The 26,476-nt window shown below is 69.9% G+C and carries 24 protein-coding genes; 15 read left to right on the forward strand and 9 right to left on the reverse strand.

The genetic code is table 11. The features are described 5' to 3' along the window. Positions 1 to 4: 4 nt before the first annotated feature. Together IE157_RS05450 and IE157_RS05455 are read right to left on the reverse strand one after the other, a co-directional pair. On the reverse strand, positions 5 to 694 hold the full coding sequence (locus IE157_RS05450; RefSeq protein ID WP_064845762.1) for a potassium channel family protein: 690 nt from the start codon (positions 692 to 694) through the stop codon (positions 5 to 7). Positions 695 to 760: 66 nt separating this feature from the next. After that, the gene (locus tag IE157_RS05455; RefSeq protein WP_193519386.1) at positions 761 to 2,200 is read right to left on the reverse strand and encodes a TrkH family potassium uptake protein; all 1,440 of its coding nucleotides are present in this window, start codon (positions 2,198 to 2,200) and stop codon (positions 761 to 763) included. A 149-nt stretch (positions 2,201 to 2,349) separates the two neighbouring features. On the opposite strand from IE157_RS05455, the gene gcvH reads away from it, so the two are divergent. From gcvH to IE157_RS05480, 5 genes are all read left to right on the forward strand, one after another. Then, complete coding sequence (gene gcvH / locus IE157_RS05460) at positions 2,350 to 2,736, forward strand: glycine cleavage system protein GcvH (RefSeq protein WP_064845761.1); 387 nt, start codon at positions 2,350 to 2,352, stop codon at positions 2,734 to 2,736. Positions 2,737 to 2,770: 34 nt separating this feature from the next. Beyond that, positions 2,771 to 3,214, forward strand: coding sequence for an FHA domain-containing protein (locus IE157_RS05465; protein ID WP_064845760.1), 444 nt, complete (start codon positions 2,771 to 2,773; stop codon positions 3,212 to 3,214). Positions 3,215 to 3,222: 8 nt separating this feature from the next. After that, positions 3,223 to 3,978: a transcriptional regulator FtsR gene (gene ftsR, locus IE157_RS05470; protein WP_193519387.1), complete on the forward strand. Its 756-nt coding sequence runs from the start codon at positions 3,223 to 3,225 to the stop codon at positions 3,976 to 3,978. Beyond that, on the forward strand, positions 3,975 to 4,487 hold the full coding sequence (locus tag IE157_RS05475; RefSeq protein WP_193519388.1) for a bifunctional nuclease family protein: 513 nt from the start codon (positions 3,975 to 3,977) through the stop codon (positions 4,485 to 4,487). The genes ftsR and IE157_RS05475 overlap by 4 nt, the downstream gene beginning before the upstream one ends. Positions 4,488 to 4,724: 237 nt before the next feature. Further along, positions 4,725 to 5,267 carry a MerR family transcriptional regulator gene (locus tag IE157_RS05480; protein WP_064845778.1) on the forward strand — a complete coding sequence of 181 codons (543 nt, stop codon included), beginning with the start codon at positions 4,725 to 4,727 and terminating at the stop codon, positions 5,265 to 5,267. Positions 5,268 to 5,302: 35 nt separating this feature from the next. Here IE157_RS05480 and IE157_RS05485 read toward each other — a convergent pair whose 3' ends face one another. After that, positions 5,303 to 6,142: a ParA family protein gene (locus tag IE157_RS05485; protein WP_193519389.1), complete on the reverse strand. Its 840-nt coding sequence runs from the start codon at positions 6,140 to 6,142 to the stop codon at positions 5,303 to 5,305. Between the two features lie 280 nt (positions 6,143 to 6,422). Between IE157_RS05485 and IE157_RS05490 the strand changes: the two genes are divergently transcribed. Then, a complete protein-coding gene (locus IE157_RS05490) occupies positions 6,423 to 9,872 on the forward strand; it encodes a pyruvate carboxylase (protein WP_064845756.1) in 3,450 nt (1,149 codons plus the stop codon). A gap of 59 nt (positions 9,873 to 9,931) precedes the next feature. After that, a complete protein-coding gene (locus IE157_RS05495) occupies positions 9,932 to 11,359 on the forward strand; it encodes a mycothione reductase (RefSeq protein ID WP_064845755.1) in 1,428 nt (475 codons plus the stop codon). A 70-nt stretch (positions 11,360 to 11,429) separates the two neighbouring features. On the opposite strand, the gene IE157_RS05500 is transcribed toward IE157_RS05495, so the two are convergent. The 3 genes from IE157_RS05500 to IE157_RS05510 all read right to left on the reverse strand — a co-directional run bounded on the left by IE157_RS05500 (position 11,430) and on the right by IE157_RS05510 (position 14,607). Then, entirely contained in the window at positions 11,430 to 13,238 is a 1,809-nt protein-coding gene (locus IE157_RS05500) for an AMP-dependent synthetase/ligase (protein ID WP_193519390.1), read from the reverse strand. A gap of 167 nt (positions 13,239 to 13,405) precedes the next feature. After that, the gene (locus tag IE157_RS05505; RefSeq protein WP_064845753.1) at positions 13,406 to 13,819 is read right to left on the reverse strand and encodes a hypothetical protein; all 414 of its coding nucleotides are present in this window, start codon (positions 13,817 to 13,819) and stop codon (positions 13,406 to 13,408) included. Continuing rightward, the gene (locus IE157_RS05510) at positions 13,816 to 14,607 is read right to left on the reverse strand and encodes an alpha/beta hydrolase (protein ID WP_193519391.1); all 792 of its coding nucleotides are present in this window, start codon (positions 14,605 to 14,607) and stop codon (positions 13,816 to 13,818) included. Before IE157_RS05510 ends, IE157_RS05505 begins: the two co-directional genes overlap by 4 nt. Before the next feature lie 120 nt (positions 14,608 to 14,727). Between IE157_RS05510 and IE157_RS05515 the strand changes: the two genes are divergently transcribed. Then, positions 14,728 to 15,603: a lysophospholipid acyltransferase family protein gene (locus IE157_RS05515; protein WP_318281345.1), complete on the forward strand. Its 876-nt coding sequence runs from the start codon at positions 14,728 to 14,730 to the stop codon at positions 15,601 to 15,603. A gap of 9 nt (positions 15,604 to 15,612) precedes the next feature. Then, entirely contained in the window at positions 15,613 to 17,007 is a 1,395-nt protein-coding gene (locus IE157_RS05520) for a class II 3-deoxy-7-phosphoheptulonate synthase (RefSeq protein WP_064845750.1), read from the forward strand. A gap of 151 nt (positions 17,008 to 17,158) precedes the next feature. On the opposite strand, the gene IE157_RS05525 is transcribed toward IE157_RS05520, so the two are convergent. Both IE157_RS05525 and IE157_RS05530 read right to left on the reverse strand, forming a co-directional pair. Next, on the reverse strand, positions 17,159 to 19,087 hold the full coding sequence (locus tag IE157_RS05525) for a protein kinase domain-containing protein (RefSeq protein ID WP_193519392.1): 1,929 nt from the start codon (positions 19,085 to 19,087) through the stop codon (positions 17,159 to 17,161). Between the two features lie 4 nt (positions 19,088 to 19,091). Next, positions 19,092 to 20,213 carry a lytic transglycosylase gene (locus IE157_RS05530; protein ID WP_064845748.1) on the reverse strand — a complete coding sequence of 374 codons (1,122 nt, stop codon included), beginning with the start codon at positions 20,211 to 20,213 and terminating at the stop codon, positions 19,092 to 19,094. 142 nt (positions 20,214 to 20,355) lie between these two features. Between IE157_RS05530 and IE157_RS05535 the strand changes: the two genes are divergently transcribed. Then, complete coding sequence (locus IE157_RS05535; RefSeq protein ID WP_064845747.1) at positions 20,356 to 20,742, forward strand: Rv2175c family DNA-binding protein; 387 nt, start codon at positions 20,356 to 20,358, stop codon at positions 20,740 to 20,742. A gap of 20 nt (positions 20,743 to 20,762) precedes the next feature. Here IE157_RS05535 and IE157_RS05540 read toward each other — a convergent pair whose 3' ends face one another. Continuing rightward, entirely contained in the window at positions 20,763 to 21,872 is a 1,110-nt protein-coding gene (locus IE157_RS05540; protein ID WP_064845746.1) for a polyprenyl synthetase family protein, read from the reverse strand. A gap of 352 nt (positions 21,873 to 22,224) precedes the next feature. Between IE157_RS05540 and dinB the strand changes: the two genes are divergently transcribed. The 5 genes from dinB to IE157_RS05565 all read left to right on the forward strand — a co-directional run bounded on the left by dinB (position 22,225) and on the right by IE157_RS05565 (position 26,475). Further along, positions 22,225 to 23,463: a DNA polymerase IV gene (dinB, locus tag IE157_RS05545; protein WP_193519393.1), complete on the forward strand. Its 1,239-nt coding sequence runs from the start codon at positions 22,225 to 22,227 to the stop codon at positions 23,461 to 23,463. A 53-nt stretch (positions 23,464 to 23,516) separates the two neighbouring features. Then, positions 23,517 to 23,933: a DUF3040 domain-containing protein gene (locus IE157_RS05550; RefSeq protein ID WP_193519394.1), complete on the forward strand. Its 417-nt coding sequence runs from the start codon at positions 23,517 to 23,519 to the stop codon at positions 23,931 to 23,933. Positions 23,934 to 24,198: 265 nt separating this feature from the next. Continuing rightward, positions 24,199 to 24,630 (forward strand): division/cell wall cluster transcriptional repressor MraZ, encoded by a 432-nt coding sequence (mraZ, locus tag IE157_RS05555; RefSeq protein ID WP_035961210.1) that lies wholly within the window; start codon positions 24,199 to 24,201, stop codon positions 24,628 to 24,630. Positions 24,631 to 24,874: 244 nt separating this feature from the next. Then, complete coding sequence (gene rsmH, locus IE157_RS05560; protein ID WP_193519395.1) at positions 24,875 to 25,858, forward strand: 16S rRNA (cytosine(1402)-N(4))-methyltransferase RsmH; 984 nt, start codon at positions 24,875 to 24,877, stop codon at positions 25,856 to 25,858. Further along, entirely contained in the window at positions 25,855 to 26,475 is a 621-nt protein-coding gene (locus tag IE157_RS05565) for a hypothetical protein (RefSeq protein WP_193519396.1), read from the forward strand. Before rsmH ends, IE157_RS05565 begins: the two co-directional genes overlap by 4 nt. The last annotated feature ends 1 nt before the right edge of the window (position 26,476 follow it).

The raw sequence follows: 26,476 nt of genomic DNA on the forward strand, positions 1-26,476 counted from the left end.
ACCCTCAGGTCAGGTTCGAGAAGTGCTCTACCTTGGCGGTGGGCCCGGTCACGAGGATCTGGTCGTCGTCGTAGAGCATGGTGCCGGGTTCGATGGGCTCCCACTGACCGCCCGGGCGGCACACGGCCACCACCGAGACCCCCAACCGACGCCGCACGTTGAGCAGGTCCATGGGTCGTTGCTGGATGGGTTCCGGCGGGGTGCACCGCACCAGGGCGTAGTCCGCGTCGATGGGCACGAAGTCCAGGATCCGGTGCTGGATCAGGTGCGCGGCACGCGTGCCCATGTCGCTCTCGGGATTGACCACGTGCTGCACGCCGATCTGGGTCAGGATCTCCGCGTGGGGCTCCGTGATGGCCTTGGCCCAGATCGCGGGGCACCCGAACTTCACGAGCCGGGACGCCGCGAGAATGCTCGCCTGGATGTCCGAACCGATGCCCACGACCGCGCGGTCGAACTCGTCCACGGACAGCTCCCGCAGCACGTCCTCGTCCGTGGCGTCCGCGCGCACCACGGACGTGAGCTTGCCGTTGAAGCGCTGGACCACCGTCTCGTCCATGTCCACGCCCAGCACGTCCGTGCCGTTGCGCATCAGTTCCGTGGCCAGGGCACCGCCGAAGCGGCCCAGCCCGATCACGACCACGGCGTTGGCCATGGCGTTGCGGGATGACGCGGCGGGGTGGGATCCGAACATGGGGCTTCCTTCGTGGGTCGTGGTCGTCGAGCACCGGGTCCACGGGTGGCGCGGGCTGGCCCGGGCTCATCCGATGAGCGGTCGTTCCTTGGGCAGTTCGTAACGGGGTGGGCGGCGGCCGAATGCGATGGCCGCGGCCACGGTGACCGGGCCGAGTCTGCCCGTGAACATCAGGGCGATCAACACCCACTGCGCGAACGGGGCGAGCGTGGGGGTGATCCCCGTGCTCAGTCCCACGGTCGCGAACGCGGAGACGGACTCGAACAGGACACGGTCCAGGCCCAGGCCGGTGTCCGTGAGCATGATGAGCATCGTGCCACCGATCACCGCCACGGTCGCGAGCACCACGACCGTGATGGCCTCGCGCTGGACGGAGCGGGAGAGCTGCTTGCCGAGCACGGGTACCGCGGCGCCACCCCGGATTTCGGTGAGGGCCACGAAGAACAGCACCCCGAACGTCGTGACCTTGAGACCGCCGGCCGTGCCCGCGGGGCCGCCGCCGATGAACATCAGGATGTCCATCCCGAGCCACGACACCGGGTGCATGTGACCGATGTCGATGCTGTTGAAGCCCGCGGTGCGGGAGATCGTGGACTGGAAGAACGCGTTGAGCAGCTTGACCGCGGGCGGTTGGCCGCCCAGGGTGCCCGGGTTGTTCCACTCGAGCATCAGCAGGAACAGCGTGCCTCCCGCGAGCAGCACGGGGGTCGCGAGCAGCACGAGCCGGGTGTTCATGCTCCAGCGCCGGGGCACCCGGATGTGGCGGCGCAGTTCGTAGAGCACCGGGAAGCCTAGCCCGCCCAGGATCACGCACGCCGCGAGCGTGAGCAGGATCCAGGCGTCGCCCGCGAAGTCCATGACGTTGAGCGTGTACAGCGCGAATCCCGCGTTGTTGAACGCGGACACGGCGTGGAACCCCGCGTGGGCTAGGGCGGTGCCCGGCGGGTAGTGGTAGTGGCCCCAGAACCGCAGGAACAGGATGAGCGCCGCGATGCTCTCGATCACGGCGGTGGTCGCCACGATGCGTGCGACCACCTTGCGCGCTCCGCCGCGGGATTTCGTCTCCGCGTTGGCGAGCAACCGGGAGGACAGGCCGAATTTACGGGCCAGCAGGATCCCCAGCATGGTCGTGAACGTCATGACACCCAGGCCACCCACCTGGATCAGACAGATGATGACCACCTGACCGAATGGCGTCCAGTAGGTCGCGGTGTCCACCGTGACCAGGCCGGTCACGCACAACGCGGAAGTCGCGGTGAACGCCGCCGTGAGCACGTCCGTGCCCCCGGGAGCCGTGGTGGCTGGGGGCAGCATGAGTAGCCCGGTGCCCGCGAGCACGGCCACCAGGAAGGCCGTGACGATGATCCGTGCGGACCGGGCGGGGGTGAGCTCGTGCAGGTGCAGCGGATCGCGGCGTCGACGGCTCAGGGGGACGGCGCGGGGGATCCTGGACCCGTGCGTGCGCGCGCGGATCGCGGCCTGGCGGAGGGCCTCGGTGATGGGCACGGGGTCAAAATACACCCGCCGGGGCGGTACCGGCTGAGCGCCGCGTGAGCGCGCCTGAACCTCGTAGGCCGTTCAGCTGACACCGGCGCGCTGCACACGCGCACGTGTGATGAACCCGACTGCGTGAGTCGTGCCCTAAACTGACCGACATGACCAACATTCCCGCGGAACTCGCGTACACCGAAGAACACGAGTGGGTCGAGGACCTCCACGAGGACAACACTTTCCGCGTGGGCATCACGGACCACGCACAGAACGAACTGGGCGAGGTCGTGTTCGTCCAGCTACCGGAGGTCGGGGACACCGTCTCCGCCGGGGACGTGGTGGGGGAGGTCGAGTCCACCAAGTCCGTGAGCGATCTCTTCGCGCCCGTCAGCGGCGAGATCGTGAGCGTCAACGACGACCTCGTGGACAACCCCGGCGCGCTCAACGAGTCCCCGTACGGATCCGGCTGGCTGTTCACCGTGCGCGTGGACTCCTCGGATGCCACCGGGCAGCTATTGGACGCCGATGCTTACCAGCAGTTGCTGGACTGAATACGCCAACTTCACGTGAGGTGAGGGAACCCTGATGTCGAACCATGAGAAATCCGGTACCCAGGCGGGTCCGGAGACCACATCCATCCAGATCGTGGGGGATGTGCTGGCCCATGCCGCTCACCACAAACTCTCCGAGAGCGAGCAGAACGCGGTGGCCTCCCTGCCCCCGGGCTCCGCGCTGCTGCTGGAGACGAACGGCGGGCTGACCGGTGCCCGGTTCCTGCTAGACCGGGACGAGATCGTCGCGGGTCGTCACCCGGCGTGCTCGGTGTTCCTGGACGACGTCACGGTGTCCCGCCGTCATGTGGAGTTCATCCGACGCAGCGGTACGTTCGAGGCAGTGGACCAGTCCTCCCTCAACGGCACCTACGTCAACGGTGACCGGGTCGCCACCAAGGTGTTGGAGAACGGCGACCAGGTCCAGATCGGCAAGTTCCGGTTTACGTACTACCACTCCGTGCAGAACGGTTCCTGACGCGCTCCATGCCTGATTCCGAACGACCGCAGATCCCGCGGGTGGGTATCGGGGCGTTACTGCGCCGATTGCAGCCGCAGTTCCCTGAACTGACCGCGTCCAAGGTGCGCTTCCTCGAGGACCAGGGACTCGTGCACCCGTTGCGGAGCGCCTCGGGGTACCGCAAGTACTCGCACGAGGACGTCGCCCGGTTGGAGACCGTGTTGACGCTGCAGCGTGAGCGCTACCTCCCGTTGCGGGTCATCCGTGACCGCTTGGACCGGGGCGAGGATCCCGCGCAGGACACCGAGCGGCAGGAACCAGGGACCGGACGCTCCGGGGACGGCGTCGACCCCGAACCCACTTCACCGGTTCCGGACGGCGGTCGGCGGTACACCCTGCGCGAGCTCGCGGCGCGGTCGGGCAAGGACGTGCCGCTGCTGCGGGAACTGCTCAACCACGGCCTGCTCGTGGAACGGGTCGGCGCGTTCGACGGCCACGCACTTACCGTGGCCGTGGCTGCGGGCAAGCTCAACGGGTACGGGATCGAACCGCGGCACCTGCGGGTGCTGCGGGGCGCCTCGGAGCGCGTGATCGCCCTGGTCGAGGGCAGCATCTCACCGTTGCGCAACCGCAGGGACCCCGAGACGCGGCGGAGGGCCGTGCAGCGGGCTCGAGAGATCGCCTCGCTGTGCCTCACCGTGATGACCGCGCTTGTGACCTCGCAGGTGGAGGAGACGGTGCAACCGTTCGCCTCGCCGGACACGGACGGGAGCGCGCAATGAGCCCGAACGTGCGCATGGAGATCGCTGGGGTGCGCATGGACGTGCCCACGGGCCAGCCCGTGGTCGTGCTGCGCGAACTCCAGGGCGCCCGGCGTCTACCCATCTGGATGGGGACCAACGAGGCCACGTCCATCGTGTTCGCGCTGCAGGGCATCGAGCCCCCGCGCCCCCTTACGCACGACCTCCTGGTTTCCGTGGTGGACCAGCTCGGGCGCAGCGTGCGGGACGTCGTGGTGCACACGGTGGAGAACACGGTGTTCCACGCGGCCATCTCCTTCGACGACGGCACCGTGGTGGACGCCCGCGCTTCGGACGCCCTCGCGATCGCCGCGCGCACGTCGTGCCCCATCCTGTGCGCCGCGGCCGTGCTGGACGAGGCCGGTCTGGTGCTCAGCCCGGACGGGGAGCTGCGGGAACAGGCGGGGGACCAGCCGCAGGAGGCCGAGGCCCAGGTCCGGGAATTCCGGGATTTCCTGGACCACGTGGATCCGGACGATTTCCAGTCCTGATTCCACCCCGTCCGGGCCCCGTGCGGGTAGGCTGACGACACGGGCCCGCCCGTGGGCAATGTCTTTGACCCGCTCCACCCGTGGGTTTACCGTCGAGGAGGCGTCAGCGAGCTGGTGCCCGTGTCCGGGGGATCGGACACCCCTACCCACGCATGAGGAGGACGCTTGAGCAATCCGGAGCTGCCGCTGGACGCGGCACGGCTGCGCGCATCTTCCCTCGCCGGCGGCACCCAGGAGATGTTGTTCACTGACAACCTGGGCGGCTACGACGAGACCGTGGGCTTCCGCGGTCCCACCGCGTGCAAGGCCGCGGGGATCACGTACCGCCAGCTCGACTACTGGGCCCGGACCGATCTCGTGGAACCCACCGTGCGCGGCGCCAAGGGCTCCGGGTCGCAGCGGCTCTACAGCTTCCGGGACATCCTGGTGCTCAAGGTCGTCAAGCGCCTGCTCGACACCGGTGTCTCCCTGCAGCAGATCCGCTCGGCGGTGGGCGCGCTGCGGCTGCGCAACATCGAGGACCTCACGCGGTTGACGCTCATGTCTGATGGCGCGAGCGTCTACGAATGCACGTCCCCCCACGAGGTCATCGACCTGGTCCAGGGCGGTCAGGGCGTGTTCGGGATCGCTGTGGGTCGGGTGTGGCGCGAGGTCGAGGGCACGCTGGCCTCCATGCCGGGCGAACACACGAGCCTGGACGGGGCCCCCGCCGCGGATCCGTTCCCGGAGGACGAGCTGTCCGCCCGGCGCGCACGCCGTCGCAAGAAGAACGCGGGCTGACCCGCCACCGCACCCCGCCGCCGCGGGTTGCGGGATCAGCGCGTGAGGCCCGCCAGAATGGTGCCGAAGCGCTGCGCGAGATCCTGAGCCGGGGCACCCGGCCAGCGGTGGACGGGCCACGCGGCCCCCTGGATCTGCTGCATCACGGACAGGTCCGGCAGCACGGGATCCACCAGGAGCGGTCCGAACAACTCCTGCAGTTCCCGCATGCGGTGACGCTGTTCGACCGAGTCGTCGCGCACGCGGTTGATCACCACCCCGGCCTCCGGGACGGCCCAGATCCGCGAGGTCTCGAACTGCGCGAGCGCCGTCATGGTGCGCTTGGTACCCGCCACGGAGAACAGGGACGGCTCGGCCACGGAGAGCACCTTGTGGGACGCGGCCCACGCCATGCGGGTCAGCGCGCTCAGGGTGGGCGGGCAGTCGATCAGCACGAGCTCGTAGCGGGCCAGTCCCCGCAGCGCGGTCTCGAGACGCTTGAGGTCCTTGGTCCGGAACGCGGCGTGGTCCAGGTGCGACGACGCCGCGGAGCCGGGTGCCACGTCCAGCACGGCTCGTGCGCCGTCCCCGGTCGATGACCCGTCGGCAGGCGCGCCCGGGCCCGCGGGCACGGTGTGCGGGGTGATGGGATGCTTGGTCCACGAGGACGCCGTGGCCACGGAGGCCAGTGCACCCATGCGGGGGCGGCGCAGCACGGTGCCCACCTCGTGCCCCGGGCGGGCGTGGACGCCGAGCGCCGTGGAGGCGTCGCCGTGGGGGTCCAGGTCCACCACGAGCGTGGGGACGTGTGCTTCGAGAGCGGCGGAGGCCAACCCCAGGACCACGGAGGACTTGCCCACCCCGCCCTTGAGGCTGCTGATGCTGACGATCTGCACGGATCACCCTTCTGTCACCTGAAATGGGGGCTGTCCACCAGCCTGTTCCATGCTAGTGGGTGGATCACCGCACGTCGCGAGCCGGGCCGGGCGGTGCCGCGCGGCGTCGTCGTCATGAGCGGTAGGTGTCACCACGAGCGGCGGATGTTGCCTGGACCGGCGCAGGGGACACGAAATCCGGGCTACCCTACCGAGGCGTGGCTCACGTAAGCTGTCCCGGTAGTCGTCTCCTCACTCAGTGCGCGGGCCCCACAGGGCGCCGCGTGCGGAAACGGTAGTAATGTTCTCCAAGATCCTGGTGGCCAACCGCGGCGAGATTGCCATTCGCGCGTTCCGAGCGGCGTACGAACTCGGCGCCAAGACCGTTGCCGTCTTCCCGTACGAGGACCGCAATTCGATCCACCGCCAGAAGTCGGACGAGGCCTACCACATCGGGGAGGAGGGCCACCCGGTCCGCGCGTACCTGGACGTGGCCGAGATTGTGCGCGTGGCCAAGGAGTCCGGGGCGGACGCCATCTACCCGGGCTACGGTTTCCTGTCCGAGAACCCGGACCTGGCGCGCGCGGCCGAGGCGGAGGGCATCACGTTCGTGGGTCCGCGCGCCGAGATCCTGGAACTCGCCGGGAACAAGGTCGAGGCGTTGCGGGCCGCGCGGCGCGCGGGCATCCCCACGCTCGAGTCCTCGGACCCCTCCTCGGACAAGGAGACGTTGATCGAGGCCGCGGAGAAGATCGGCTTCCCGGTGTTCGTCAAGGCGGTCGCCGGTGGCGGTGGCCGCGGGATGCGGCGCGTGGAGAAGCCCGAACAGTTGGCGGAAGCGCTCGACGCCGCGATGCGCGAGGCGGACACCGCGTTCGGTGACCCCACCGTGTTCATCGAGCAGGCCGTGTTGCGTCCGCGGCACATCGAGGTGCAGATCCTCGCGGACAATGAGGGCAACATCGTGCACCTGTTCGAACGGGACTGCTCATTGCAGCGCCGGCACCAGAAGGTCATCGAGATCGCCCCGGCACCGCACCTGGACGAGGAGATCCGTGACGCCCTGCACCGGGACGCGGTGAAGTTCGCCAAAGAGCTCGGCTACGTCAACGCGGGCACCGTGGAGTTCCTCGTGGACACCGCGGGGGAACGCGCGGGGCAGCACGTGTTCATCGAGATGAACCCCCGGATCCAGGTGGAGCACACCGTGACCGAGGAGATCACGGACGTGGACCTGGTCCAGTCCCAGTTGCGCATCGCCGCCGGTGAGAGCCTGGACGACCTGGGCATCTCGCAGGACGCGCTGCGCGTGCGCGGGGCCGCCCTGCAGTGCCGCATCACCACGGAGGATCCCGCCAACGACTTCCGCCCGGACGTGGGGAAGGTCTCGGCCTACCGTTCCGCCGGTGGCGCCGGTGTGCGCCTGGACGGCGGCACGCTCTACGCGGGCGCGGAGATCTCCCCGCACTTCGACTCGATGCTCGTGAAGCTCACGTGCCGCGGACGCGACTACACCACCGCGGTGCACCGCGCCCGCCGTGCGCTCGCCGAGTTTCGCATCCGCGGGATCGCCACCAACATCCAGTTCCTGCAGGCCGTGCTGCACAATCCGGACTTCCTGGCCGGGGACGTGGCCACGGACTTCATCGAGAACCACCCGGACCTGCTCAAGGGCAAGGGCTCGGCGGACCGCGGCACCCGCGCGCTGAACTACCTCGCGGAGGTGACGGTCAACAAGCCCCACGGCGAGCGCATCGACGGCATGGACCCGCGCGACAAGCTCCCGCACTACCCGGGGGACAAGCGGGACGAACCCTTCCGCAGCCCGTTCGACGGTCCGTCCTCCCACGAGGTGCCCTCCGGCTGGCGCCAGGTGCTCCAGGAGCAGGGGCCCGAGGGCTTCGCGCGCACCCTGCGGAACTACGAACCGCTCGCAGTGACGTCCACCACGTTCCGTGACGCCCACCAGTCCCTGCTGGCCACCCGTGTGCGCACCCGCGACCTGCTCGCGGCGGCACCCGCGTACGCGCACCTGCTGCCGGGGCTGCTCTCGGTCGAGGCCTGGGGCGGTGCCACGTACGACGTTGCGCTGCGCTTCCTGGGGGAGGACCCGTGGGAGCGGCTGCGGCTGCTGCGCGAGGCGATGCCGAACATCCCCATCCAGATGCTGCTGCGCGGGCGCAACACCGTGGGGTACACGCCGTACCCGGTGGAGGTGACCAACGCGTTCGTCGCGGAGGCGGCCGAGACCGGCGTCGACATCTTCCGGATCTTCGACGCGCTCAACGACGTCGAGCAGATGCGCCCGGCCATCGAGGCGGTGCGGGCCACGGGCACCGCGGTGGCCGAGGTGACCCTGTGTTACACGGGCAACCTGCTCGACCCGCAGGAGAACGTCTACACGCTCGACTACTACCTGGACCTCGCTCAGCAGTGCGTGGACGCCGGCGCGCACATCCTGGCGATCAAGGACATGGCGGGGTTGCTGCGCCCGGAGGCCGCGCGGCGTCTCGTGGCGGCCCTGCGCGAGCGCTTCGATCTGCCGGTGCACCTGCACACCCACGACACCGCGGGCGGGCAGCTCGCCACGCTGCTCGCCGCTGCGGAGGCCGGGGTCGACGCCGTCGACGCCGCATCCGCGTCCATGGCCGGCACCACGTCCCAGGTCTCGGGCTCCGCGCTCGTGGCCGCGCTCGAGAACACGGACCGGGACACCGGACTTGACCTGGACGCCGTGAGCGACATGGAGCCCTACTGGGAAGTGGTGCGCTCCATCTACAAGCCCTTCGAGTCCGGGCTGACCGGGCCCACCGGCCGCGTGTACCGCCACGAGATCCCGGGCGGGCAGCTCTCAAACCTGCGCCAGCAGGCCATCGCGCTGGGGCTCGGGGAGAAGTTCGAGGCGATCGAGGACATGTACCACGCCGCGGACCGGATGCTGGGGCACCTGGTCAAGGTCACGCCGTCGTCCAAGGTGGTGGGCGACCTCGCCCTGCAGCTCGTGGGCATGGACGTGGACCCCGCCGAGTTCGAGGCCGATCCCCGCAAGTTCGACATCCCCGACTCCGTGATCAACTTCCTCGCCGGCGAGCTCGGCACCCCGCCCGCGGGCTGGCCGGAACCGTTCCGCAGCAAGGCGCTGGAGGGACGCACCGTGCACCTGGCGGACGAGGAGCTCTCGGAGCAGGATGTCGAGGAGCTCGCCCAGCCGGGCGAGGTGCGCCGCGCGGCCCTGAACCGGCTGCTTTTCCCCGGCCCCACACGCGACTACCAGAACTCGCGCACCAAGTACGGGGACATCTCCCTCCTGCACACCCGCGACTTCCTGTACGGGCTGAAACAGGACCACGAGCACGTCATCTCGCTCGGCAAGGGGGTGCGGCTGCTGGTCACCCTGCAGGCGATCTCCGAACCGGACGAGAAGGGGATGCGTACGGTCATGGTGACCCTCAATGGTCAGCTGCGCCTGCTCGAGATCCGCGACGAGTCGGTGAAGTCCCAGGCCGTGGAGACCGAGAAGGCGGACACCTCCAAGCCCGGGCACGTGGCGGCACCCTTCGCAGGTGCGGTCACGGTCACGGTCTCCGAGGGGGCAAAGGTCGCCGCGGGGGACTCAGTGGCCACGATCGAGGCCATGAAGATGGAGGCGTCCATCACTGCGCCGGTCTCGGGCACGGTCTCCCGCGTGGCACTTGCGGACACCGCGCACGTCAGCGGCGGGGACCTGGTGCTGGTGATCGATCCCGAGTGACGGATCCCGCCGCCCCGCCTGTCCTCGGACGCGCGGGGCGGCGGCCTAGGATGGGGCACATGCGTTCTTTCGACCTGATCATCGTGGGCTCCGGCTCCGGCAACTCCATCCTTACAGACGAGTACGCGGACCTCGACGTCGCCATCGTGGAACCCGGCCGGTTCGGGGGGACGTGTCTGAACGTGGGGTGCATCCCCACCAAGATGTACGCGTACCCGGCCACCGTGGGGGACCAAGCGCGGGACGCCATACGGCTGGGCCTGGACGCCGTGATCGAGGGTGTGGACTGGCCCGGCATGCGGGATCGCATCTTCGCCCGGATCGACGCGATCTCCAAGAACGGGCTGCAGTACCGCGAGTCGCTCGACAACGTCACGGTGATCCAGGAGTACGTGCACTTCGTGGAACCCAAGGTCCTCGAGACCGAGTCCGGGCAGCGGATCACCGCCGATGAGATCGTGCTGGCCAACGGTTCGCGGGTCAGCATCCCCGACGTGCTGGGTACCGACCTGCCCGGGGTGCATACCTCGGACACCGTGATGCGCCTGGACGAGTTCCCCCGAGACGTCATCGTGGTGGGCGGCGGGTACGTGGCCGCCGAGTTCTGCCACGTTTTCCGCGGACTGGGCGCCTCCGTGACCCAGCTCAACCGTTCGCAGCGCTTGTTGCGCGAACACGACGACACGATCGCCGAACGCTTCACGCGCGAGGCCGCCGAACAGTGGGACCTACAACTCGGGTGGACGCTCTCCGGGATCGAGCGTGCCGAGGACGGCCGCCTGACGGTGTCGGCGCAGGCCTCCGACGGTTCCGCACAGCACTGGGACGGCACCGCCGACGTCGTCCTGCTGGCCACGGGGCGCGTCCCCAATGCGGACACGCTGCGCCCGGAAGCCGCCCACCTGGACGTCACCGGCGGCGGTCTGCTCGCCGTGGACGAGTACCAGCGTGTGCTCTCGGACGGGGAACCCGTGACCGGCGTGTGGGCCCTCGGGGACGTGTGCTCCCCGTACCAGCTCAAGCACGTGGCCAACGCCGAGGCCCGCACGGTCTCCCACAACGTGGTGCACCCGCAGGATCTGCGCGCGACCGATCACCGCTACGTGCCGTCCGCGGTGTTCACTGAACCGCAGATCGCGTCCGTGGGCATGACCGAGGTCCAGGCCCGCGACTGGGCCGCCCGGAACGACGAGCGGATCACGATCAAGGAACAGGACTTCGGGGACGTGGCCTACGGCTGGGCCATGGAGGACCACGCCGGGATCTGCAAACTCATCGCGAACGCCCGCACCGGCGAGCTGCTGGGGGCACACCTCATCGGCCGCGATTCCTCCAACCTGATCCAGCCGCTCGTCCAGGGCATGTCCTTCGGGCTGCGGGCCCACGAAATGGCACGCGGCCAGTACTGGATCCACCCCGCGCTCGCGGAGGTGGTGGAGAACGCGCTACTGGGTCTGGACGTCCCCGGGCAGCGCACGGAGGACTAAACCGGGCCCCCGGAGCCCGGTATGCGAAGCGCAGTTCCTGGCCCGGGCACCCCACGGCGTCGGCGGGCTGTCAGCGCGCGTAGATGTCCTCGATCTCGCGCGCGAAGTCCTGGGCGACCTTGGCCCGCTTGAGCTTCATGGACGGAGTGAGGTGGCCGTCCTCGATCGTGAGGTCACGGTCCAGGATGCGGAAGGCCTTGATGCCCTCCGCGCGGGAGACCTTGGCGTTGGCGTGGTCCACGATCTTCTTGACGTGGTCGATGACGGCCTCCTCGCGTGCGGCCCGGTCGACGCTCATGTGCGGATCCAGCCCGAGTCCGGGCAGCACCTTGGGCAGCGTCTCGGGGTCCAGGGTGATCAGGGCGGCCACGAAGGGGCGGTCGTCCCCGACGACCATGATCTGCCCCACGGTCGCGGAGGCGCGGATGGGGTCCTCGAGTTGGTTGGGGATCACGTTCTTGCCGCCCGCGGTGACGATGATCTCCTTCTTGCGCCCCGTGACCGTGAGCAGCCCCTCGTCGTCCAGGTGGCCCAGGTCCCCGGTGGCGAACCAACCGTCGAAGAACGCCTCGGCGGTCTTATCGGGCAGCCCGTGGTAGCCCTTGAACACGTTGGCGCCGCGCACGAGGATTTCCCCGTCCGCGGCGATCGCGACTTCGTTGCCGGGGATCGGGTGGCCCACCGTGCCGAGCCGGTTGAGGCTCGGGAAGTTCGCCGCGATGGGGGCGGTCGTCTCGGTGAGCCCGTAGCCCTCGACCACGTACACACCGATCCCGTTGAAGAAGTGCGCGAGGTAGTCGCCCAGACTCGCACCCCCGGAGACGGCATAGCGCACGTCCCCGCCCATGGCCTGGCGCAGCGTGGAGTACACGAGCTTGTCGTAGAGGCGGTGGCGGGCTTCGAGCAGCGGCGGCACGGGGCCCTTCACGGCGGCGCGTGACCACGCGACGGCGGTCGCAACGGCCCGCTCGAAGATCAGCTTCTTCACGGGCGAACCGGCCTGGGCCTTGAACCGCGCGCCCACCAGAATCTTCTCGAACACGCGGGGCACGGCCAGGATGAACGTGGGCTTGAACCGGGCGAGGTCGTCCATGAGGTGGGAGACATCCGGCGTGTGGGCCAGGGTGATCCCGGCGTCCAGGGACGTGACCTCCACGAACCGGGCGAACACGTGCGCGAGCGGCAGGAACATGAGGGTGCGGGACCCCCCGGCCATGACGGCACCGGCCACCGGGATGGTGTTCTGCGAGCACGACACGAAATTGCGGTGGGTCAGTTCGCAGCCCTTGGGCGCACCCGTGGTCCCCGAGGTGTAGATGAGGGTCGCGACGTCGTCCAGGGTCACGCCGTCGTAGGGCGTCTGCAGATCCGTGCGGTCGGCGCCGCCCGCGATCATGGCCTCCAGGGAGTTTTCGCTGGAGGCGGTGTCGAAGACGCAGATTCGCCGGGCGGCCGCGAACTCCGTGATCCCGGTGGCCCGCTGCACGCGTTCGGCCAGTTCGTCGGTCTCCACGAAGATCGCCACGGCCTGCGAATCAGACATGATGTGGGCGATCTGATCGGGGGAGGACGTGTCGTAGACGGGCACCGGCACTGCGCCGACCCACCACAGGGCGAAGTCCACGAGCGTCCACTCGTAGCGCGTGCGGCTCAGCAGGCCCACGCGCTCGCCGGGGCGGATGCCCTTCGCGGCGATCCCACGGGCCAGGGCCACGACCTCGTCACGGAACTGTCGCGCCGTGACGTCCCGCTCGCGCCCTTCTGCGAGCACGGTGTACAGCACCGTGTCGGGTTTCTGCTCGGCGCGTTCGGCGAGGATGTGGGCGATGCCGGGGTACGGCAGGGGATCGACGATGGCCGGGGCGCTGACGCGTCGCATGGAGGGGCACCTTCCTGATGGGAACGGCTCTCAGCCTACTGTGTGTCGCGCCTCACTCCCGGCATATACTGGACGTGTCCACCACATGACGGCGACCCCGGCAGGATTGTGGCGGAGACGCCCGCGTCCGGGGAGCCGGCCCCGCTGGAACGCGCCGCGCGGACGCGTCAGACGACGGCGCCGTCGTCGTCCTCGGGGGAGTCCTGCGGCAGCGCGCGGAAGACCAGGTACAGACCCGCGACCAGACCCACGAGGCCCAGCAGCCACATAACCGGGGGCAGGGGACCGGGCAACAGGGCGAGTCCGACCATGATCACGATGACCGCGAGCACGGTGCTCAGGGCGCGCAGCATGGCGGGGGAGATCCCGCTCGTAACGGGCCCGGGATCAGGCTCGTAGCGTTCGTCCTCCCGGGTGTCCCGCAGTTCGACGGGGATCTCCTCGGCCGGTTGCTCGCGGGGCTCCCACGGGAAGTCCTCGGCCCACGGTTCGAGGTCCTCGTCGTCGCGGGGGACGTCGTCCCACGAGTTGCCGCGGATGATCCGCTCGAACGGGTCCTCCGGTGGTTGGCGTGAACTCACGACGGGTCCTCGGGGAGGAACTGCTCGCCCCGGGACAACCGCTGGACCGCGTCCCGGGAGATCCGTTCGAGCAGTGGGGCATCGTGATCCAGGGTGGCTACGTGGTAGCTGTTCTGCAGAGCGACCACGCGGACGTCCCCGGAACTGTGCTCGGCCACCAGGTCCGCGGAGCCCCCGGAGACGATGTGGTCCACCTCGGAACGGAACACCACGGTGGGCGCGGTGATCGCAGGGAGCATGCGCACGGTCCGGTGCATCAGCACGTTCAACTGCGCGACGGCGGCCAGGGGCGTGCGGTCGTAGGTGGACTCCAGGACGTCCTCCTTCTTGACGTCGCCACCGATCCCGGGCAGGGACGCGACCACGGGACTCATCAGGTGACTGAACCGCGCCATCCGGTTCACGAGGGACAGCGCGGGGTTCACGAGCAGCACCCCGGCGACCTCCCGCCGGGCCGCGGTGTGCAGGGCCAGCGCGCCGCCCATGGACAGCCCGCCCACGACCACGCGGTCGTGCTCGCGGCGCAACGCCCAGTACTGTTCGTCCACGGCGTCCCGCCAGGCCTGCCACGGTTGTTCGGCCAGTTCCTCCCACTGCGTCCCGTGCCCGGGCAGCAGGGGGACGCGCACGCCCGGGTGGGCTCCGGCGTCGTCGGTGGCCTCGTGGACGGCGTGCGCCCAATCCCGCACGGAGGCCGTGGTGGCCGTGAAGCCGTGCAGTAGGAGGACCCCCACGGAGGAGGAGCCGGGAAGGTGCAGGGGGCCGTGGAGTTGCTGATCGGAGAACATGGCGCCATTGTGCCAGCCGCCGCGAGAACTCGTGAGAGAATGTGGCGGAACAAAGGCACGGTGCCGCGTGTGCGCACCGGTGCACGGCCGGGCCACCGCGGGCATCCGGTGACTCCCGCGATGACGAAAGGGCTCCCGCTCATGGTGTACATGTTCTTGAAGACCTACGTGGTGGGCCCCGTGGTCAACCTGGTGTGCCGACCCACCGTGGTGGGTCTGGAGAACGTCCCCGAGCACGGCCCCGCGATCCTCGCGAGCAACCACCTGTCCGTCCCGGACGCCGTCTTTATGCCCGTGGCCGTGCCGCGCCAGGTGTATTTCCTGGCCAAGTCCGAGTACTTCACGACCCCCGGACTCAAGGGGCGCGTGATCGGCGCGTTCTTCAAAGCCATCAACCAGATCCCCATGGACCGCAGGGGTGGCAAGGCCAGCGCCAAATCGCTCAGTGCCGGTGGCCAGGCACTCGCCGAGGGCAAGCTGATCGGGATCTACCCGGAGGGCACACGCTCCCCGGACGGTCGGCTCTACAAGGGGAAGATCGGTGTGGCCCGCCTCGCGCTGGAGACCGGGGCCCCCGTGATCCCCGTGGCGATGTTCGGCACGGACAAGATGCAGCCCCTGGGCTCACGGTTCCCGGATCCGCGCCGTGCCAAGGTCACCACGGTCTTCGGTGAGCCCATGGACTTCTCGGACCTGATGTCCCGGCGCGGGGACCACGCGACCATGCGCCGCGTGACGGACGAGATCATGGCCGCGATCCAGAAGATCTCTGGCCAGGAGATGGCGGACGTCTACGCTGCCGATCACAAGCGCGCGCTCGCCGAGGAGAAGACCGCAGCGCTCAAGAACCAGGCCCGCGACGTCGTCGAGGCCACCCGGGACAAGGGACGCGCGGTCACGGACGCCGTGTCCCAGCAGGCGAGCAACCTGGGCGCCAAACTGCAGGGACGTTCACATGACGGAACGGACGAGCGCGGTCCCAAGGAATCCGCCTAGACTGTCCGAATGAGTTCCATAACCCTGCCTGAACAGATCCGAACCGTGTCGTCCCCCTCCCCGAGCGCGGCGAACTATCCCGGCCTGGACGAGTGGCGGGACAAGACGATCGGTCAGCACCCCCAGTGGGCGCAGCACCCCGACTTCGCGAGCAGCATGCAGGAGCTCAACGCCGTCCCGCCCCTCGTGTTCGCGGGGGAGGTCGACCGGCTGCGCGCGCGCCTGGCCCAGGTGGCCAACGGTGAGGCGTTCTTCCTGCAGGGCGGCGACTGCGCCGAGACGTTTGCCGGTGCCACCGCGGACAAGATCTCGGCCCGGGTGCGCACGCTGCTGCAGATGGCCGTGGTGCTCACGTACGGCGCGTCGCTGCCCGTGGTCAAGATGGGGCGCATGGCGGGGCAGTTCTCCAAGCCGCGTTCGTCCAACGACGAGACCCGCGACGGCGTGACCCTGCCCTCGTTCCGTGGGGAGATGGTCAACGGTTTCGACTTCACCGAGGAGTCCCGCGTTCACGATCCCAAGCGGATGGTGCGCGGTTACCACACGTCCGCGTCCACGCTGAACCTGATTCGCGCCTTCACCCAGGGCGGGTTCGCGGACCTGCGCCGCGTGCACGCGTGGAACATGGGCTTCGCGGCCAACCCGGCATACGCCCGCTACGAGTCCATGGCGCGCGAGATCGACCACGCGGTGAAGTTCATGGCCGCGTGCGGCTCCGACTTCGACGCTCTCAAGACCACCGAGTTCTTCGCGGGTCACGAGGCGCTGCTGCTTGACTACGAGCGTGCACTGACCCGCATCGACTCCCGCACGAACCTGCCGTACGGCACATCCGCGCACTTCCTGTGGATCGGGGAGCGCACGCGCGAACTCGACGGCGCGCACGTGGACCTGCTCTCCCGGTTGCGCAATCCCATCGGCGTCAAGCTCGGCCCGTCCACCACGGGCGACGACGCCCTGCGGCTCATCGATGCCCTGGACCCCGAGCGCGAGCCGGGTCGTCTGACGTTCATCACCCGCATGGGTGCCAAGAACATCCGCGAGAAGCTGCCCCCGGTGATCCAGGCCGTGGAGGCGTCGGGTGCCAAGCCCGTGTGGGTCACGGACCCCATGCACGGCAACACGGTCTCGCTGCCCTCGGGGTACAAGACCCGCAACTTCGACGACGTCGTGGATGAGGTCCGCGGCTTCTTCGAGGTGCACCGCGCGCTGGGTACGTTCCCGGGCGGCATCCACGTGGAGATGACCGGTGACGACGTCGCGGAGTGCCTGGGCGGGTCCGACCCGGTCAACGAGTCCTCGTTCGCCGAACGCTACGAGACGCTGTGCGACCCCCGGTTGAACCACATGCAGTCCCTGGAGATCGCGTTCCTTGTCGCGGAGTACCTCTCCCAGCAGAACTGATCCGTTGACATGCGATGACCCCGGCACCGTTGGTGCCGGGGTCATCTTTCGTGTGTCAGGCGTCCGTGTCGTCATCGCCTTCGGGGCGCGGGTGTCACGGCGTGGTCGTGACAGCACGGTCGCCACTCATGCGGTCGTGTCCGCACGACCGTCACAACACGGTGAGGATCACCGTGTTCCCGTCCTCACGCTGGCGCACCACCCGATTGAGGTGGGAACCAACGGGTGAGTTGATTTCCACCGTGTACCCCTGCTCCTCGAGGCTCTGCCGGGCGGAGTCCGCGTCCTGGCCCACCACGTTGGGCGGTGCACCCTGCGGGGTGTCCGCGGCGAGGGTCAGGGCCACGGTCGTGCCCTCGTCCACGCTCGTCCCCGCAGCGGGGGACTGCCCGAGCACGGTGTCCACGGCCTGCGCGGAGTACTCCCGCGAGATCTCGCCCACGCGCAGCCCGGCGCCGGTGATCGCGGCCCGGGCGTCGTCGCCCGCTGAACCGACCACGGTGGGAACGCTCACGCGGGCGGGACCCTCGGAGACCACCAGGTTGACCTGCTCGATACCGCGCACGGTGGTGGAGGCCCCGGGATCCGTGGCGATGACGATGCCCTGCGGGACCTCGGGGCTCGTGGTCGAGCGCACGCCCACGTTGGAGATGCCCGCGCTGTTGAGGGCGCGTTCCGCGGTCGCGGTGTCCTGACCCGCGACGGCAGGGACGGTCGCGGACGCCGTCCCGGGGGCCGAGCCGAGCCACCAGCCCAGGAATCCGGCCACCGAGAGCAGCAGCGCGAAGACCACGGCGCCCACGGCCAGGTGCAGGGCAGGGGGCTGGGGGTTCAGCCGGACCCGGGGTGTGTCGCGGGAGCGGTGGGCGGTGGAGCCCACCTGGGTCATGGCGATGGTCCCGGTCGCGTCGGGTTCGAAGGCGGGCAGGATCGGCGCACCGGCCCCGCGCTCGCCGGGACGGCCCATTCCATGCGTGTGCTGGGTACCGAGCGGGGTGGTGGCGTTCTCCCCGGTGGGATCCGCTCCCGCATCGCCGAGGGCCTCCGTGGGTACTCCGCCGAGTGCCTGCGTCGGCGCCTCGGCGGCGTCGCCTCCCGCGGTGGGAACGGTGGCCGCGCCGGCAGCGGCGGACGCTCCCGCAGCGCCGGCCAGTGCCCCTCCGGCGACCGCCGCCGCAGCCGTCGAGGCGTGGGACCCGCCTCCCAGGACGACCGTGTCCGTGTCCCGCAGTGAGGGCGGGTCGATCTGCCCGGGCAGCGAGCGTCGGATGGCCAGCGCGAGGTCCAGCAGCGCCGCGGCGTCGGCGGGGCGCTGGGCAGCGTCGCGGGACGTCGCGCGCAACACGAACTCGTCGAGCGCGGCGGGGAAGCCCTGCGCGAGCCCACCGGGGGCGGGGACGTCCCGACTCACGTGGGCGGTCGCGACCTGCAGGGCGGTACCGGTGTACGGGCGTGAGCCCGTGAGCATCTCGTACGCCATGATCCCCACGGCGTAGACGTCGCTGCGCTGGTCCACGGGGCCGTCCCCCACGAGTTCGGGGGCGGCGTAGCCCACCGTGCCCATGACCGTGGTGCTCGTGGTGTGCTCGTCCACGGCGCGGGTCAGTCCGAAGTCGGCAACCTTGACCTGCCCGCCCCGGGTCAGCAGGACGTTCTCGGGCTTCACGTCCCGGTGGACCAGGCCGATCCGGTGCGCCTGGGTGAGGCCGCGCAGCACGGGGATCAGCAGGTCGAGCGTGCGGCGCGGTGTCATGGGCGCCTCATGGGCCACGACGTCGCACAGAGTGGGCCCGTCCACGTATTCCAGGACCAGGTAGAGCACGCCATCCGCGGTGTGACCCTGGTCCAGGACGGCCACCACGTTGGGGTGGTGCAGGCGCGCGGCGGACTTGGCCTCACGCCGTGCCCTGGCCACGAAGGACGGGTCGTCCGCGACGTGGGGGTGCATGATCTTCAGGGCCACGGGACGTTCGAGCCGTTCGTCGAGCCCCTCGTAGACCGTGGCCGTACCACCGCGGGCGATCAGTCGGCGGACCTGGTACCGGCCCTCCAGCAGGGATCCCACGCGGTGGTCGTTCATGCTGCTACTGGGCAAATTCTCGTTCCTGTGCGCTCACGGCTTTCACGTACGCCTTGGTGTCGGGGTACATACCGTACGTCTTCACGCCGTGCAGTCCCTGATAGTAGGCGCCGATCCCCGCGGCCTTGTTGGGGGCCTTGGCCTGCAGCTCCCGGATCAGCGCGACCCCCGCGGTGATGTTGTCCTGGGGGTCCAGCAGGTCCAGGTCCCGACCCACCATCGCAGACGCCCACTCACCGGCGGACGGGATCACCTGCATGGTGCCCACGGCGTCCGCGGGGGAGACCACCCCGTGGCGGAACCCGGATTCCTGCGAGGCGTGGGCGAGCGCGAGCGCCGGGTCCACACCCAACTCCTGGGCGGTCGCTCGCACCATCTCCCGGATCTGCTCCGGGGCCGGCAGTTGGCGCTGCTGCAACTGGGCGTGGTGTCGGTTCGCGGACTCCACGACCTCGCGGGGGTACGTGCGGCCCGCGAACGTGTCACCCACGGCGGCCTTGGGCTTCGGGGCCGCGGCCGTGCCAGCGTCACGCACCGTCGCGGCGGGTTCGGACGACGACGCCGCTCGGGCGGGTCCCGCCGCCCCGCCCGGGATCGTGAGTCCCTGGCCCGGGCGCAACACGGAGGCAGCGGAGACCCCGTTGGCCCGCATGAGCTCGGCCACGCTCACGCCGTAGCGCTGCGCGAGGTCCCACAGGGTGTCACCGGCGGCCACGGTGTGGCGCCGGGAGCCGCCGCGGTCGGAGCCGGCCGGGTCTGCGTCGTCGGCGCGCGATGCGGCCGCGGAGGAGGAGGCGGGAGCGCGGTCCGATCCCGGGATCACGAGCCGCTGGCCGGGGCGGATCATGCCGTGGGCCGGGAGCTTGTTGACGCTCATCAGGTCCTGGACTCGCACCCCGTGGGCGGTCGCCAGGGACCACAGGGAGTCCCCGGGGGCCACGGTCACGTGCGTGGACTGGGCATGCTGCGCCACGTGGACGTTCGGGGCGGGCGCCGGCGCGGCGTGCGCGGAACCCACGGTGCCCAGGGCGGTGAGGGCGGCCAGCGCGGCGGCGGAGCCCTGCGCGGCGCGGCGGGACCATGTGGAACGGGGGGACCGGCGGTCGTGGGGCGGGTCAACCGGCATGTTCGCGATTCCTACCTCGGGACGGGTGAGCGGGGGAAGATCCGGCGGCACCCTCCGGTACAGCACGGTGCCCCCAGATTACCCGACCCCTGGTCGCGACCGGTGTGTGAGCCGGTCGGTGCGCCGTGGCACAGTAGGGTTCGTGAACTACTCAACCGATCTCTCCGCCCAGGAATTCGCCGAACTCGACTCGTTGGTGGGTGAGTGGACCTACCTTCCCGACATCGCCGAGGCCATGGACATCCAGATCACCCGGGTGCATCGGCTCGTGGACGACGGCGCACTGCTCGAGGTGCGCCGACCCGAAGACCGCGTGCGTGTGGTCCCCGCCGATTTCATGGACGGCGACCGCCCCGTGGACTCCCTCAAGGGGACCGTGGCCGTCCTGCGGGATGCCGCCTACACGGACGCCCAGGCGATCCGCTGGCTGTTCACCGAGGACGAGTCCCTGCCCGGGCGGCCCATCGACGCGCTGCGCCGTGGCCAGAAGACCGAGGTGCGCCGCAGGGCCCAGGCCCTGGGCTGGTGACACCCGCCCGCTGAGGCGGCCTACTTGGCGCGGCGCACGGCGGCGCCGGCGAGCGCCTGCAGCCCGGCCCGGGCGACGTCGTCGGTGCGCAAGCGCGCCAGCTGCGTGTCCGCGGTGCGCACGAGGGACGCGATGAGTTCCTCCGAGCGCGCGTGGGCACCGCTGTCCCGCATGAGGTCCCGCGCGCGGTGCACCTCCTGCTCGGTGAGTTCCGCGCGGCCGAGCACCGATTCGAGCCACGCGATGTCCTCGGTCGAACTTGATGCCGCGCACAGTGCGATCAGCGCGGTGCGCTTGCCCTCGCGGATGTCGTCCCCGGCGGGCTTGCCCGTGGTCTCCGGGTCGCCGAAGACCCCCAGGACGTCGTCGCGCAATTGGAAAGCCTCGCCGACCGGCAGCGCGAACGCGGAGCAGTCCGCGAGGAACTCGCGGTCCGCGCCGGCGAGTGCCGCGCCGATCTCCACGGGGTGCTCCACCGAGTACTTGGCGGACTTGTAGCGCAGCACGGTCATGGCACGCTCGAGTTGTTCCTCGGGGTCGCCCACGGCGGGAGCGACCTCCGCGTGGATGTCCAGGTACTGCCCGGCCATGACCTCGGTGCGCATCGTGGAGAAGATCTCCCGTGCGGTCGCGGCCGCGTCCGCGGCGACGCGCGCGGTGGCGTCGGCGAAGAGTTGTTCCGCGAAGGACAGGCTCATGTCCCCGGTGAGGACGGCCGCGCTGACCCCGAAGTGGGCGGCGTCCGCGGACCACCCGGCCTCGCGGTGCAGGGCCTCGAAAACGCGGTGCACACTGGGCTTGCCGCGGCGCGTGTCCGAGCGGTCCAGGATGTCGTCGTGGATCAGCGCCGCGGTCTGGAAAAGTTCGAGGGACGCCGCGGCGGCCACGGCGACGTCGTCCGCCACGGCCCCGCCAGCCGCGCGCCAGCCCCAGTAGCACAGCCGTGCGCGCAGGCGCTTGCCGCCGCGCGTGAGGTCCTCGATCGCGTCCACGAGCACGGTCGCGTGCGGGGAGATCCCGGTGACCCGTTCGCGTTCCCTCGCGAAGAACTCGGTGATCCGCTCGTCCAGGAGCGCGGAGAAGTCACGGTCCTGTTGCGTCGCGGTGACGGACGCGTCGGAAGGGGTCATGCCAGGGCACCTTTGATCGAGGGGATGCTGTCGGCCGCGCTGCGCGGTACCGCGGGGCGCGGCGGGCGTCACGGGCACGGGCTCCACGACGCCGGGCCGCCCCGCGGGCGCCCAACCAGCCTAACCGGACGCGGCGCCGCGGATGCGTATCGGTGCCGCCCTGTCGAGCGGCCCGGGGCCGGACAAGTTCGTGGTGCCGTGGCCCGTGTGCGTGTCGGAGCCCCTTCCTAGGCTTAGGGAAGACGAACCAGATCCCGCGCGGGTGGCATGTCCGTCATCAACGGGTCTTGATCCGGACGGGTCCCGCGTGGCGATGGGTTCCCGATGCCGGAGGGTCGTGGAAGGAGGCGCCATGGGCGGGCCGAGTCCGCAGCAACTGGCCGAGTACCGGCGCTGCGCCATCCTGCACGTGGACATGGACATGTTCTACGTGGGCGTGGAACTGCTCAACGCCCCCCAGTACCGCGGCCGCCCCGTGATCGTGGCCGGTTCCGGTCCGCGCTCGGTGGTGCTCTCCGCGTCCTACGAGGCCCGCCGGTACGGCGTGAACTCCGCGATGCCCGTGTCCCAGGCCCGCGCTCGCTGCCCCTCCGCGGTGGTGCTCGAACCGCATCGCGAGGCGTACACCCATTACTCACGGATCGTGATTGACATTTTCCGCTCGGTCACGGACCGCGTGGAGCAGCTGAGCGTGGACGAGGCATTCGTGGACGTGTCCGGGGCGATCCGGCGCAGCGGACCGCCCGTCGAGATCGCCCGGACCCTGCGGCGCGTGATCCACGAACGCACGGGACTCACCGCCTCCGTGGGGGTCGCGGAGAACAAGACGGTCGCCAAGATCGCCTCCGCGTACTGCAAACCGGACGGGCTGCTCGTGGTGACGCCCGAGCACACCCTCGCGTTCCTGGCACAGCTGCCGGTGGGCAAATTGTGGGGGGTGGGCAAGCGCACCTCCGAGATCCTGCAGTCCGCCGGGCTGTCCACGGTCGGGGACATCGCCGCCACGCCGTTGCCCCGGTTGCACGCGCTCGTGGGCACCGCGTCCGGGACACATTTGAAACAATTGGCCACCGGCCACGACCCCCGTCCCGTGACGCCCGCGCGCGAGGAGAAGAGCATCGGGGCCGAACGGACGTTCCAGCGCGACGTCGCCGACAGTGCGGCTCTGAAACGTGTGCTGCTGGGCCTGGCCCACGACACCGCGGTCCGGTTGCGCAGGCACGGACTGCGCGCCGGGCGCGTGGGACTCAAGCTGCGCTACGCCGATTTTTCGACCATCACCCGCTCCAGGACGCTGAGTCACCCCGTCACCGCGGCCCACGATCTCTACACCGAAGCGTGCGCGCTGCTGGACGGTCTGGGCCCGCGAGCGCAGGCCGTGCGGCTCGTGGGCATCAGGGCGGAGAAGCTCACCGGGGCCGATCGCGCGTTCCAGTTGAGCCTGGACGGACGGGAGGAGGAATGGGGTGCCGCGGAGGAAGCCATGGACCGCGTGCACCACCGATTCGGCCCCGGAATTGTGCGCCCAGCCAAACTCATGGAAACGACGATGCCAATCCGTCCCGCACGGGATATTCTGGACGGTACGTGAGGAAGGCAGCCGTACCGCCCCCGCCTCGCTCCCTCAACACCACAGGAGGAATCGTGCCTCTCTCCGAGCACGAACAACAGCTTCTCGCCCAGCTCGAGAAGCAGTTGCACGACGACGACCCCCGCTTCGCGTCGACCATGCACACCGAAGCGGTTCGGGGGCGCGGGTCCATGCGCAACGTCGTGCTGGGGGTCGTGATCGCAGTGGTTGGCCTGGGCGTCCTGCTCGCCGGGGTCGCCATGCACCTGATCATCGTGGGCGTGTTGGGCTTCATCGTGATGGCCGCCGGCGCGTACGTGGCCACCGTGCGGGGCCGGGCCACCCCGGACAAGGGCGCGGCCAATCCCGGAGGCCCCGGGAGCGGGCCGTCCCATGGCGGGCCGTTCGGCCGCGGTCCCTCCGGTCCACGCAAGTCCTCCACTTTCCTCCAGAACCTCGAGGAGAAGTGGGACAAACGCAATCAGGGTTAGCGCTGAGCCTCCCCGCAGGCCGTCCAGCCCGTAAAACTTCCGAGAACTCCCCGGCACCGCGCCGGGGAGTTCTTTCATGTCCGGACCCATCGTCTCCGGCGTGCCCGCAGACCACGCCGGGAAAGGTGTGTCGACGACGCCCCGGGGCAGCGCCGTCGTGGCGTGCCGTGGAGGGGATCCGCGTTGACGGGGGAGGGCAGTGGAGTAAAGTGGAGGGTGGTAGAGAAGCGAGGGTTGGGCTGACCCTGGTTCGAAGGCGGTGGCTGTGTTTCTCGGAACATACGAACCGCGTTTGGACGACAAGGCCAGGCTGATTCTCCCGGCCAAGTTCCGGGCCGAACTGGCGGACGGACTCGTGCTGACCCGAGGGCAGGAACGCTGCCTGTACGTGTTCAGCGCGCAGGAGTTCGCCAGGGTCCACGAACAGATGCGGGCGGCCCCGTTGTCGTCCAAGCAGGCCAGGGATTACATCCGCGTTTTTCTCTCCGGGGCATCGGACGAGGTCCCGGACAAGCAAGGTCGCATCACCATTCCGGCGTCCCTGCGCTCGTACGCGGGCCTGGACCGGGAACTGGCGGTGATCGGGGCGGGCAGCCGCGCCGAGATCTGGGATGCGGCCTCGTGGCAGCAGTACCTGGCGGAGAAGGAAGCGGCTTTCTCCGCCACGGAGGACGAGGTCATACCCGGGCTGTTCTGATCACCCGAGGACCACCGCGCGGGACCCCCGCCGGTGCCGTCCCCGGACATGAGATCTCCAGCCGCCCACGTCACCGTCCTGACTCGACTTCCCCCGAGTCAGGCCGGATTCGAGGGGCGAGCGGCGGATGGGGATCTGGTGTCCGGGCGCACCGTAGGATTCCCCCGGAGGACATCGGTGCCGTGCGCACCGAGACCTGCGACCCGTAGTACCCGCACGATCCGCGACAGACCAGGAGCCCGGCATGGACCACGCCCCCGCCGAGCAACGACACATCCCCGTGATGCTGGAGCGCTGCCTGGACCTGCTCGCGCCGGCGTTGGACACCGAACACCCCGTGGTCGTGGACGCGACCCTGGGCATGGGCGGGCACACCCACGCCATGCTCGAACGCTTCCCGGGGTTGCGCGTGGTCGGGATCGACCGGGACCCCCAGGCCCTCGAACTCGCCGGGGAACGCCTTGCGCACTTCGGGGAGCGGTTCACGGGCATCCACACCACGTACGACCACATCGATCAGGCCGCCGCAGCCGTCGGTGTGGACCGGGTGGACGGCATCCTGTTCGACCTCGGGGTGTCCTCACTGCAGCTGGACGAACGCGAGCGCGGCTTCGCATACTCGTTCGACGCCCCCCTGGACATGCGCATGAACTCCCGGGCGGAACTGTCCGCGTACACCGTGGTCAACGAGTACTCGGAGGCTCAGCTCAAGGACATCATCTACCGCTGGGGCGAAGACCGCTTCGCGCCGCGGATCGCGCGCGCCATCGTCGCCGCCCGTACCGAGGCCCCGCTGCGCACGACCGCCCAGCTCGTGGACGTGGTCCGCTCCGCGGTCCCCGCCGCGGCCCAGCACAAGAAGGGCCACCCGGCCAAACAGACCTTCCAGGCGTTGCGGATCGAGGTCAACGAGGAACTCGACGTCCTGGAGCGTGCCGTGCCCGCCGCCGTGGAAACTGTCAGGGTGGGAGGGCGTGTCCTCGCCATGAGTTACCACTCCCTGGAGGACAGAATTGTCAAGCAGGAGTTCGCTCGCGGTGCACGTTCCACGGCCCCCAGAGGTTTTCCCGTGGAACTGCCGGAACACCAGCCCACGCTGAAGGTTCTCACCCGCGGGGCGGAACGCGCCGGCGAGCAGGAGGTCCGGGACAACCCCCGGGCCGCCTCGGCCAGGTTGCGTGCCGTCGAGCGGCTCCGGGAGACCACGAGACCAGGGAGTGAGCGATGAGCAGTGCGACGTCGGCCTCGCACCCGTCGTCGGGTGACCCCTCGGGCCGGAGGGCGGACGGGCGTAGGCCGCTCTCCGTGGTGCCGCGCCGCGCGGCCCGCCGCAGCCGGGTCTCCACCGTGGTCATGTGCACCCTCGCCCTGGCCGCAGCTCTCGTGGGCATCCTGTTGCTCAACATCCAGATCACCCAGGGGCAGTACCAGTTGACCGAGCTCACGGGTCAGCAGCGCGCTCTCTCCCAGGAGAACGAGTCGCTCACGCAGGATATCGAGGCCAATTCCGCGCCGCAGAACCTGGCCGCCCGCGCCAACGACCTGGGCATGGTCCCGGCCAAGGATGTGGGGAGCATCCAGCTCGGCACGGGTGCCGTCACGGCCCCGAGCGCCCCCGCGGAGAAGACGGACGCGCAGAACATCCTCGTGCCGCCCGCGCAGATGAAGGGTTCCGACGCCGCGGAGGCGAACCGGATCGCCGCCGAGGAACGCGCGGAGAAGCGCGCCAAGGAAGAAGCGGACAAGAAGACCGCCCAGCGTAAAGCGGCCCAGAAGGCCGACGAGTCCCGGGATCTCAACGGGGGCTCCATCCCCGCGCCGTCGCAGCGCGCGCCTGGCCAGTGAA

Source organism: Kocuria marina (assembly GCA_014652975.1).
Taxonomy (GTDB): domain Bacteria; phylum Actinomycetota; class Actinomycetes; order Actinomycetales; family Micrococcaceae; genus Kocuria; species Kocuria marina.